The following is an 11,182-nucleotide window of genomic DNA, read 5'->3' on the forward strand; positions in this document are numbered from 1 at the left end:
CTCTTCATCAGAATCTCCTCATCCTCACGCTGAGAAAATTCTCATCCAAAAGCCACTCTTTTTGTGAGGGGATTACCGGATAGCGTTTGAAACGCTGTCGTCTGACCACAGGGCAACTCAGTGACTCCAAAGGTACAGATGTGCTTCTGGCAGATCTCCCAGACGAGACAGAATAAGTCATCGGAGACTGGGGATACGACAGTCATAAAATCGGACCTGTCTGATCCGCTCTTCGGGTTATTCAGAGCCAGAGACGGGGGCCGAAAGTCTCATTATTTCGTTGCATCGGATCTCCGCACACCCGAAAGCTGATCTTCGTCTCAACGTGAATACGAATGCTTGATTCCTCCGCCGGAACCCGGCAGGAATGTGACCATGTCACTCCTTGCCTCCCTCCGGCTTGTCATAGCCCCCCCGAACCGCGCCGCCGCGCCTTTCCTGCTTGCATCCGGTGTGACGACACTGGTTCTGTCCAGACTGGGCAGAAAACGTAACTGTCGTCATCTCAAGCGCGCGGCCCTGCTCTCGGGATCTTTTTTCGGCTTCTGCCTTTATTTCTTCCGGGACCCGAAGCGTACACCTCCCCTGCGTGAAGGCGTGGTCCTCGCTCCGGCAGATGGTCGTGTCGTGTCCGTGGAAAAGGTCGCACCGCCGCCGGAACTGGGAATGGGTGAGACACCGGTCTGGCGCATTGCGACGTTCCTGTCCGTGCTCGACGTGCACATCAACAGGATCCCGGTCTCCGGAACGATCACCCGCGTGGCATATCACCCGGGTAAATTTCTCAACGCCAGCCTGGACAAAGCCTCGTCCGAGAACGAGCGCAATGCCCTCTCCATCACGATGCCCGACGGGCGTATGGTGGCTGTGGTGCAGATTGCAGGCCTCATCGCGCGCAGGATCATCTGCCATGTATCGCCCGGCATGACCGCAGAGGCCGGAGAGCGTTTCGGCCTGATCCGCTTCGGCTCCCGCACCGATCTCTATCTTCCGCCCGGAGTCAATTCCCTGGTGGAAAAAGGTCAGATCATGATCGGCGGCGAAACCGTCATGGCGACGCTGAACGACTGAGCGGCGGACACAGATGATTCAGTCGCACGGACGACGCAGGCGCTTTCGTCGCAGAAAACCCGGTCGTCCCCGTGTCCGGGGTCCGTCATTCAACAGACTGATCCCGAACCTGCTGACCATGAGTGGTCTGTGCAGCGGTCTGCTCTCCATGCGCTTCGCCCTTGAGGGCAAGTTCCGTCACGCAGCCCTGGCCCTGCTGTTCTCGGCAGTGGTCGACGGTCTGGACGGCCGGATCGCCCGTCTGCTGCGCGGCTCCACGCGTTTCGGCGCTGAATTCGACAGTCTCTCGGATTTCTGCTGCTTCGGCGTGGCGCCGTCATTCATCCTCTATCTCTGGTCAATGACGGAGGCCGGGCGATACGCCTTTCTTCCGGGAATGATGTTCACCGTCTGCATGGCGCTGCGTCTCGCACGTTTTAATGCCGCCCTCGACGATCACGAGGATAAACCACGCTATGCCGGGAATTTTTTCACGGGCGTTCCGGCACCGGCAGGAGCAGGGCTGGCTCTGTTCCCCCTCTTCCTGGGCCTTGAGGCAACAAAACTGGGGTATCACGGCGTCTACGAATTCAGCCGCCAGCCACTGCTGACCTCCCTCACACTCTCCGGCACGGCCCTTCTTCTGGTCTCAACCCTGCCGGTATGGTCCTTTAAAAACTTCAAGATCCCGGCGAAGTTTGTCCTGCCGGTCATGCTGAGCATCGTGATCTATATCGTCGTCCTGGTGGCCGATCCATGGGCAGCTCTCGCAGCTGCGGGCGTGATCTATCTGGCGCTGATTCCGCTCAGTCACCGCAGTTTCATCCGGCTTCGTCGTGCGGCGGAGGAGATGCAGGAAGATATTCCGGCCGAATCCCTGCCGGAATCACCGCCCTCTCAGCCGGCCTGAACGGAAGAAGCAACCTCTTCGGTCACCCGATACCCGCGGATCAGAGCGCTCAATCCTGCAAGAATATCTGCAGGTGCGGCAGGGCAGCCGGGAATTTCCATAGTTGGCGTGACCATCGCCTGCAGGCCCGCAAGTGTGGCATAATTCTCACGAAACGACCCGCCATCAATCGCGCACAAGCCTACGGCAACAATCCCGATCGGCTGCGGCATAGCCTCCCAGGCGGCCCGCACAACCGGGGCCATGGCCCTTGTGCAGACTCCCGTGACAACCAGAAGCTCCGTACAAAGCGGCGATTCCGCAAATTTAAGCCCCGTCCGTTCAGGTGCATATCCGCTATAACGCAGCGCCTCGATCTCCACCGCGCAGCCATCACAGCCACCGGCGTCAACGTGGAACACTGAGACCGGAAAGGGCAGCCTGTCTCCCCGGGGAAACTCTGCCGGAACACGCCGCAGAGCACGAAAAATTCCTCTCAGCTGCATCAGAGATCTGCCGCGGCCGCCGAAAATCCGAGCGAAGCCCGGATCAGCGCCGCCTCTTCCGGAAACACTCCTGATGCAAGACTGTCCGCAAGCGGGATCAGCAGCATCGACGGATTGCGGATCATGACCTGATCAATCCGTCCCTGCCTCATCCTGATAACCATATGCACCTCCCCGGCCGGACCTGCCGCTTTACCATATCCCCAGCCATCCCCGCCCTGTCCCGGAAAGGACAAAGGCGCGTCCTCAACCAGTTCCGAAAGCCGTCCGGACAGAGAGGAAAGAAGCGCCCCGCTGCTTCTGCATTCCGCAAAATACTGCAGACATCTTGCCCGGGCATCTCCGCCTTTCTGCACGGGAATACGGAACCGGCCATAGACCGGTAAAAAAACGCGGCTGTCGCGCTCCCTGCCCGCAGCCCGCGCCGCCGGACCATCCACACCATTGTCATGGCAGACATCCTCTCCGGCAGGACCGCAACCGGCCAGAAGCGCTTCAGGTCCCAGCCTCGTGCGCCACAGGTCACGAAGACCCGGCAGAGTCTGTGTCAGGAGAGCAGCATACTCCGCGGCAAGCACTGCAACAGCTCTTACGATCTCTCCTTCTGCCGTGCCCTGTGAAACCGGCAGGTAGATGCCGCCCGGAACAATCCGGTCCATCAGGGAGCGACTCCCGGTCAGTCCCGTCAGAATCTGCACCAGAGCTTCACGCAGACCGGCCAGACGTGACGAGACCAGTCCGCTCCCGGCCAGACGTGCCACACGCGACAGCGTTGCGAGATGCGTCAGGCAACGCTCTGTTTCGGCAAAAACAGCCCGGCAGAGCATGGCCCGTTCACCCGGTCTGACACCCGAAATCTGCTCTGCCGCACGACAGAAGGCCCACTGATGAGCAGCGGAAGACGCCGCACACACGCGCCCGGCAATCCGCACCGCATCGCCCGGCACGGCACCGCTCATCTGCTGCGCCACGCCACGATGCGCGAAACCACGCAGCGTCTCGCTTCGCTGCACACGCAGGCCATCCTTCAGCATCCGCAGGCAGAACGGTGCAGCCGATACCCCATCTGCCGGACCCGACAGAACGGACTGCTCACAGGCTGTATCTCCGCCTGTATCCTGCGCTCCGCCACCAGGCCCGGGTCTTGAGGATAACGGCGCTGAAACAGTCCAGCCGCCCCGATCGAGAAGCACGGAACCATCACATCCTCCCATGGCATCGACACCGAAGAGGTCTGAAATCATCCGCTCGAATGTCTCTGCCGCAGGCACACTGTCCGACAATGCCGGATAGCGCGGCCCCTCAAGTTCCAGTGCCGCTGCCAGAGGGCGATCTGTCCCCTGATCGAGAACAGCCAGAACACGGACCTGATCACACCAGAGTCCGATGAAACGCTCGCGCTCATCCGCGAGCATTCCTCCCATCTGTTTCCATGTATGCTCATCCAGCCGGAAACAGTCCCCGGGGCCTTCAGCGCTCTCACCCTGGCGTATCAGAGCCTGAACCCCCTCCGCCCCGCCGGCTTTCCGCGCAACGGGAACCGGGAAAAATACGGGGGCGCTCAAGGTTCTGCCTCCTCAGGAAAAAAAGCTCCAGGCAGAAGAGCTACGACAGCTGCCAGCAGGGCAATCAGCCACAAAGGCAGCGCTCCGGCATGCATCACAAGGATGAGAAATCCACCACAGAGACACACCGCCCGCAGACGTATTGCCTCCGGCTGCTCAGCCTCTCCGGCACAATACCCGGCCAGCATGGCGAAAGAAGCCTCCGGCTGCCCGACTCCTGCAAAAATCGCAGCCAGCGCAGGAAACAGATCCGCAGGAATTCCATATCCGTAACGCATGGATCGCAACCTCGGGGCAACCGCCACGCGCACAAGCAGAATCAGACCATAAAGCACCAGCACGACAGCTCCGACCGTCCCCGCCTGTATCAGTCTGAGGCTGATGCAGACCGGCAGAATCCGCACGATACAAGCTGCAGAAAATACGGCGCTCCCTGCTACGCCAGATGAAACCGGTGGAGAAACAATTCCCGCAAGCATCATCAGACCAGCAGCCGTCAGCATACCGGACAAGGCAGGCTGCCCGGAGGCCAGACCTGCCACAAACAGCCCGGTCCCTGCGGCAATTCTGCCAATATCCCCCAGCCCCTCACCGGCCCGTCCGGGAACGCGTCCGGCATCCCAGGCCACCAGCAGTTGCCCTACTGCCACTCCGGCCACCATCCACAGCGGATCAGGAAGGAAAAACAGTGCCTGCCCGCCAAGAATAACGGCCACCGCCAGCAGCATTTCACGAACGGAGCAATCAGCCCGGGCGCAGGTCAGCAGAAGGAGTGCAGAAAAAACCGGTATGGCAAAGGCAGCTTCGCCAGCAGCGGGGAAAAACCGGATATCAGGCCTGAATATCAGGGCAGAAATCCACAGAGCCGCTACCGCGCAGAAGCCGTAGTAACAAAGACGCGGCAGAAACGCCCGCATATCGGGACGCACGCCACTTCCGGTAATTACCAGTCCGACTGTCAGCGGCCAGAGAAGCGCAATACAGAGAAGCCCCTGCCAGATCATGAGGCCGCCCCGTCCCCGAAGCTATCCTCGTCCAGCGCCTCACGCCGGAGGGATAACCGACCGAGAAACCACGTCGCCAGGAGGGCCGCAGCAAGACAGATCGCGGCCACCGGCGCACTGCCGCGCAGAGGAAGCGAGACGGAAATCACCATCATGATACCGCATAGCAGCACGATCAGCGCCATAACCTGGCGAACGGCTGTCTCCGTGACCAGCCCCCCGGCAAGACCGGCAAAAAAAACCAGAAGCCCCGTCAGCCTTACGGAGAAAAAAATCTCTCCCTGTGAAGGCACGAAAATCAGAGTCGCAGCAAAAATGACTGGCAGCGCAAATAGCACCGGTGCTCCTTTCCGCAATTCAGACTCCGCAGATGAGAAACGCATCGCACAGAGCGCGGCACAGGATGACATCAGAAGGATCAGAAACGCAGCCGCATACAGCACCGCCTGGGAAGCCGCATGCGCTGCCGGAAGTGCATGTCCCGCACCCGCAAGCATGACGCCCATAGCCCCGCCCGAAAGAAGCAGCCCGGCAGAACTTCCGCTCAGTGCCAGCAGGACCAGAAGCAGAATGAAAGCGGATATTAGGCTCAAGATCACACTCCCCCTGCAAAGGACAGACTGCCCTGTGCCGCAAACGCCATCGCCATCAGAGCCAGAAGCAGCGCGGCACCCGCACGAAAACGCATCTCCCGCCAGACCGGCGTAATCAGCCCACCCGAAACGGCAGAGAGCAGCGCGAGGATGACCAGCATGGCAAGAACGGCGGATACCTCTCCCGCAAAGCCGGAGACTGCAGGAAAGATACCCCCCGCCACCATGCGGCCCGCCAGAAGCAGCCAGAGAAACCGCTCCATATCCGACGCAAGCAGCAGCATCGCCCGATCCGCACCCGATACACAGGCAAAATGCTCCTCTTCATCCGGAAGACCGCGCACACCGGCCATCACCAGGGAGAGTCCTCCCAGAATGGCAACGGCACTGTCATGCATCATTCCCCCGGTCAGCAGGGTCGATCCCCGCCCGGCCACAAGCGCCACGACGAGCAGCACCGCAGGAAGCGACAACGCAGCAAAGCCTGTCCGACCTGCCGCATCATCGGCCTCTCCGCCAGCCAGCAGGAGACGCAGTGCCATCAGACTCATGACCAGAACCAGCACATCATCAGCACCGGGCAGAACATATCCATCCCGGGTGAACGGGCTACACAGCGCCGCAACAACCGCCAGAGCACAGCACACGACAGGACGCAGCGGCGCGCCTGTGCATCCCTGCCCGCACAGAACATCCAGACGCCGCCAGCGTGCAGAAACCGGAGGCCTTATGCCATCCCGCAAGGGCTGAGCCACAGTCAGGGCCAGCCCGGAAAGAACAGGGGCAAGAAACACCACGACCGCAAGACGAAGCAGCATTTCCCCACCTGCCATCAGGACGTGCAGCACCGTGTTCAAGGCCCTGTGCCTCCTCCGGATGAGAGAATCACCAGAGCTGCCAGAAGCGCAATCAGCAGCAGAACCGGGACCTGCCGGTCCGCAGCCGCGGATATTGCCGTCAGAACGCGGGAGGCGATCCGGCGCACATACCGGACATCCCTCGTGCGAGGCCGCGGAAAACGCAAGACCGGCGCGTCCGTAAGCATACGGCGCAACGCAAGATAAACCGCATCCGTCTGAGGAGTGGCGGCAGCACGCGCGGGAAGTCCGCCGGACCATTCTGTCTGAACCGAGGCACGCTGCACACCGGCCCTCAGACGCAGCCAGCGTATTCCCCACAGAGCAACTGCAACAGCCACAGCCACAGGCAGAGGCATCCAGGATGAAAGACCATCCGGAGCAGACACGCTGAGCCAGCCGGATACGGGAATCCCCTGCCAGGACAGGACTGCTCCGGGCAGAAACGCCGCTACCAGACTCACGGCCAGGGGAACAAGCAGAGCACCGGTTACATGAACGGGAACGGAACGGGCCGGAGGCCGGATCGCCTCGCCGGAAGACCGGCCATATATTTGCCCGGCCAGCCGCACGATACCGCACAGGCCAAGCCCCGCCGCCAGCCCTGCTCCGGCCAGTAGCAGACGCCATGGCAGGATCGTTGCAAGCGCGGTCCCCGAAGGCATTGTCAGCAGAACCTGAATATGCAGCCAGAATACCGTAAACATCCCGCCAGGCGGCAGACAGGACAGGGAGAAAAGTCCCGCCCCGAAGATAATCGCAATATCCGGCAGAGACTGATGCATCGCCCGAAGGCGGGCAGATAAATCAGAATCACAGCCGAACGCAAAAATCCGTCCTGCCGCAGATACCAGACCGGCGGCAGGGAGGATTGTCATTACGGCAATCGCAACCGCACTGACTGCAGCCTGTCCGGTCACCGGCATCTCTCCCTCCCGTGCCATCACCGCAAGACCGATACTGCCCGGGATCAGCGCCGTCGCCGTTGCGGTCAGGGAGGCAACGGTCCGGCTCATCCGGTTCGCACGCAGCGCCATGATCGCCAGAAGGATCGCAACGACACAGCTGCCACCCGCCAGTAATACACCCGCCTGAGACACCGGTGGTCGCCCTGCAAATCCGGTCAGAAACACCCGCACGCCAATCAGGGAAACAAGCCCCGAAAGCAGCACCGGCCAACCCGCGCTTTGTGCCCTGCCCGCTCCGGCCCGGAACAGCCCCCAGAGCAGCAACACCACACTGAGCACAGGCGTCACGGACACGGATGCGGCAAGGAGGAAAGACGTCACCCAGTCCGCACGACTCTGCGGCCGGGCCGCCAGAAGTGTCAGCGCACATGTCAGCGCCAGACTCTCCTCAGACTGAGCAAATGCGGCAAGACACACTCCGGTCCACGGCAGAAACCCGGCCTCACTTTCACACAGGAACGAGATGGCTGCGGCAGAGAACGCCAGCAGGAACAGGGCACCGGACGCGTCACACCCGAATGCGCCGCCGGGCAGAAGCAGCACACCGCCATGCAAGACCATCGGAATGGCAAGGGCGTACAGCATCAGGGCTGCACGGCAGAAAGATCCGAATGAAAGCGGCAGGACGATCCGCCCGCCGGAAAACCGACCGGCAGGAAAAGGAAGGGCGGACAGCAGAATCAGAACCGGCCCGACAGCCGGCAGCAGAGCCTTCACCCGCCCTGCAGGCGTCGCATCACGCCTCTTCCTGCCGGACCCCCGTCATATGTCATGGAATCAGGCTTTCTTCAGCGCCCAGGGCGGGGCTTCCCGGCCCAGAGCTCCGCGGCGGCTGTTCCATTTCTCCAGATCGGCCATCTGCCGCACCCGAGCCGCTCCCGGCCAGAGCAGCCCGTCCGCGCCCTTAAATGTCAGGACCAGTTTCAGGCTCTCAAGACCGGTCAGCTTCTGGATTGCCACACCAACCCCTTTCGCGAGAACCGGCATCTGATCCAGAGGAAAAAGCAGCAGCCTGCGGCCGGATGAGACCGCCGCCACCATATCGCCCTGCGCCGGTGTGCATATGGCCGCACTCTCATCATTCTTCAGATTGAGCACCTGCCGTCCGCTGCGCTTCTCGGCAGGAAAATCCCCGGCCTCCACCAGCATGCCGCGCCCGCCGCTGGATGCTACGAGCCAGCGTTCTCCCTCACGCGCAGGGAACATTGCAAGAATGTCCTCATCGTTGGAAAGGTCCACCAGCAGGCGCACCGGCTGCCCGTCTCCCCGTCCGCGCGGCAGATCACCCGCCGTCACGGAATAGGACCGCCCGTCCGTCGCGAACAGACAGATGCGGTCCGTGCTCTGACACGGAGCCGCAAAACGCAGCGCATCCCCCTCCTTAAATTTCAGCCCCTCCGCATCAATACCGTGGCCCTTCAGTGCCCGTATCCAGCCCTTCTCGGACAGGATCACCGTCAGAGGCTCACGCTCCACATCTGCCACGGCAGAGAGATCGATCTTCTCCGGAGCCGCTGCCAGCGTGCTGCGTCGCGTCCCGAGCGGGGCCTTGCCGAAAGTCTTGCCGGTCGTCTCAATTTCCGAACTGATCCTCTTCCACCGGAGACCGGCATCGCCAAGCAGCGCCAGAAGACCGTCACGCTCCGTCACGAGCTGTCCGTGCTCCTTGCGGATCTCGATCTCCTCCAGCTTCCGAAGACTGCGCAGACGCATGTTGAGAACCGCCTCGGCCTGCACTTCAGACAGGTTAAAGGTGCTCATCAGCCCGCCCTTCGCATCATCTTCCTCCCGGATGATCCGGATAACCTCATCCAGGTTAAGATAGACCGAAAGAAAACCTTCCAGAATCTCAAGACGCCGCTCCACGGCTGCAAGCCGATGCCTGCTGCGGCGCTCCAGAACCTCATGTCTGTGATCCAGCCAGGCCCGAAGCACGTCTTTCAGACTGAGAACGCCCGGCTGCCTGTCGGCCCCGATCACGTTCATATTCAGTCCGAAGCGACTCTCCAGCGGTGTGGCACGGAACAGCGTCTCCATCAGGACTTCCGGCTCGACACCCCGGGTCTTCGGCTCCAGAACAAGACGGATATCCGTCGTGCTCTCATCACGGATATCCCCCAGGAGCGGAAGTTTCTTCTGCTCCATCAGATCCGCAATCTGCTCGATCAGCCGCGATTTCTGAACCTGATAGGGAATTTCCGTGACAACGATCTGCCAGGTGCCGAACCGCCCCTGCTCGGTCTCCCAGCGCGCACGGATGCGGAATCCGCCCCGGCCTGTCTCATAGGCCCTGAGAATCGCATCCGGCTCTTCAACGATCAGCCCGCCGGTCGGAAAATCAGGACCGGGCATGTGATGCAGCAGGTCAGCCACACTCGCATCCGGATGCCGGATCAGATGTACTGCCGCGGCACAGACCTCCGCAGCATTATGCGGCGGGATACTCGTCGCCATCCCGACCGCAATGCCGGCAGCACCATTGGCCAGAAGGTTGGGAAAGGCCGCCGGAAGCACGACGGGCTCGCTTTCCTCACCATCATAGGTCGGTCGGAAATCAACGGCGTCGTCTGTAATGCCTTCCAGAAGCGCCTGGGCAACAGCCGTAAGACGCGCCTCGGTATAACGCATCGCGGCTGCATTATCGCCGTCAACGGAACCGAAATTGCCCTGCCCCTCCACCAGAGGAAACCGCACGGCAAAATCCTGCGCCAGCCGGACCAGGGCCTCATAGACGGAAGCATCTCCGTGCGGATGATACTTACCGATCACATCTCCGACGACGCGTGCACACTTTTTAAACCCGGCTGTGGGATCAAGGCGAAGCTGATGCATCGCATAGACCAGACGGCGGTGCACCGGCTTGAGACCATCACGCACGTCCGGCAGAGAGCGGGACATGATCGTTGACAGGGCATAGGCCAGATAACGCTCGCTCAGCGCATCCGCGAGGCGGGTATCCTCAATATGGCCTTCGAATGTCTCGCTCATACTTTGCTCTCCATGGACGCGAAACATACCGGAGAGCCGCGCCTTGGCCAATGTCCTGCGTCACGTGTTCTGGAAAACCGTCCCGATCTCCGGTCTGTGCGCCGTTTTCCTCGCAGCCTGCTCCCCGGCAGACCGGTATCTGCAAAGAGGCAGCACCCTCGCGCATCACGGCTTTACAGCTTCATCCGGCCAATACAACGGCCCGCTACGCAATGCTCCACATCCTGCCGCAGGGCATGCTGACCTATCGGAACTCAGCCTCCGGATCGATCTATCTCTACGCGGATGATCTCGGCTGCGGCTGTCTCTATATCGGCGGGCAGGATGCCTATGACAGCCTGACGAGCCAGACATCCGGCAGCCGTCCCAAAGGCGCGGGACAGGCCCCGATCCTGACCACGGGCTACAAACCCACGCCGGAGATGATTGCGGAGAACAGACAGCATCCCGGCTGGGACTGGAGCGTCTGGGCTTCCTCCGCCGATCTCCGTCATTAGGTTCTGTTGACAAAAGATCTTCTCAGACTGGCTTGAACGTGATTCAACGCTGGTCTTTACGGAGACCTGTGGATGCGTGGCGACCTGACAGACGAAGAATGGGTGATCATTGGTGGCCTGCTGCCGCCTGAACGTGGCCGCTGGTCGCGACCAGCACAGGATAACCGTCTGTTTCTCAACGGAATGCTTTATACCAACCATTGATTGCTAGAACCTATGCGCCCAATTGCGCAGTCCGATTGACATGATGCGCCAAGGTTGTTCG

General features: G+C 61.2%; 11 protein-coding genes. 4 read left to right on the forward strand and 7 right to left on the reverse strand.

The genetic code is table 11. The annotated features are described in order from the left end of the window. Positions 1-375: 375 nt before the first annotated feature. Positions 376-1,071, forward strand: coding sequence for a phosphatidylserine decarboxylase (locus tag LOC54_RS09375; RefSeq protein WP_279313561.1), 696 nt, complete (start codon positions 376-378; stop codon positions 1,069-1,071). Positions 1,072-1,084: 13 nt separating this feature from the next. After that, on the forward strand, positions 1,085-1,960 hold the full coding sequence (locus tag LOC54_RS09380) for a phosphatidylcholine/phosphatidylserine synthase (RefSeq protein ID WP_279313551.1): 876 nt from the start codon (positions 1,085-1,087) through the stop codon (positions 1,958-1,960). Here LOC54_RS09380 and LOC54_RS09385 read toward each other — a convergent pair. The 7 genes from LOC54_RS09385 to parC are packed head-to-tail and all read right to left on the reverse strand — an operon-like array spanning position 1,948 to position 10,420. After that, positions 1,948-2,445, reverse strand: coding sequence for an NADH-quinone oxidoreductase subunit B (locus tag LOC54_RS09385; RefSeq protein ID WP_279313552.1), 498 nt, complete (start codon positions 2,443-2,445; stop codon positions 1,948-1,950). The two genes, LOC54_RS09380 and LOC54_RS09385, sit on opposite strands and share 13 nt — an antisense overlap. Continuing rightward, the gene (locus tag LOC54_RS09390; protein WP_279313553.1) at positions 2,445-4,010 is read right to left on the reverse strand and encodes a hypothetical protein; all 1,566 of its coding nucleotides are present in this window, start codon (positions 4,008-4,010) and stop codon (positions 2,445-2,447) included. Before LOC54_RS09390 ends, LOC54_RS09385 begins: the two co-directional genes overlap by 1 nt. Then, positions 4,007-5,014, reverse strand: a complete 1,008-nt coding sequence (locus LOC54_RS09395; RefSeq protein ID WP_279313554.1) for a hypothetical protein — start codon at positions 5,012-5,014, stop codon at positions 4,007-4,009. The genes LOC54_RS09390 and LOC54_RS09395 overlap by 4 nt, the downstream gene beginning before the upstream one ends. Next, entirely contained in the window at positions 5,011-5,607 is a 597-nt protein-coding gene (locus LOC54_RS09400) for a hypothetical protein (protein WP_279313555.1), read from the reverse strand. Before LOC54_RS09400 ends, LOC54_RS09395 begins: the two co-directional genes overlap by 4 nt. A gap of 2 nt (positions 5,608-5,609) precedes the next feature. Next, the gene (locus LOC54_RS09405) at positions 5,610-6,464 is read right to left on the reverse strand and encodes a hypothetical protein (protein ID WP_279313556.1); all 855 of its coding nucleotides are present in this window, start codon (positions 6,462-6,464) and stop codon (positions 5,610-5,612) included. Then, a complete protein-coding gene (locus LOC54_RS09410; protein ID WP_279313557.1) occupies positions 6,461-8,149 on the reverse strand; it encodes a hypothetical protein in 1,689 nt (562 codons plus the stop codon). The genes LOC54_RS09405 and LOC54_RS09410 overlap by 4 nt, the downstream gene beginning before the upstream one ends. A 60-nt stretch (positions 8,150-8,209) precedes the next feature. Further along, positions 8,210-10,420, reverse strand: a complete 2,211-nt coding sequence (gene parC, locus LOC54_RS09415; RefSeq protein WP_279313558.1) for a DNA topoisomerase IV subunit A — start codon at positions 10,418-10,420, stop codon at positions 8,210-8,212. A gap of 50 nt (positions 10,421-10,470) precedes the next feature. Between parC and LOC54_RS09420 the strand changes: the two genes are divergently transcribed. Together LOC54_RS09420 and LOC54_RS09425 are read left to right on the forward strand one after the other, a co-directional pair. Further along, on the forward strand, positions 10,471-10,917 hold the full coding sequence (locus LOC54_RS09420; protein ID WP_279313559.1) for a hypothetical protein: 447 nt from the start codon (positions 10,471-10,473) through the stop codon (positions 10,915-10,917). A gap of 72 nt (positions 10,918-10,989) precedes the next feature. Beyond that, positions 10,990-11,121, forward strand: a complete 132-nt coding sequence (locus tag LOC54_RS09425; RefSeq protein WP_279313560.1) for a hypothetical protein — start codon at positions 10,990-10,992, stop codon at positions 11,119-11,121. Positions 11,122-11,182: the final 61 nt, after the last annotated feature.

This window comes from Acetobacter sp. AN02 (genome assembly GCF_029759835.1).
GTDB lineage: Bacteria > Pseudomonadota > Alphaproteobacteria > Acetobacterales > Acetobacteraceae > Acetobacter.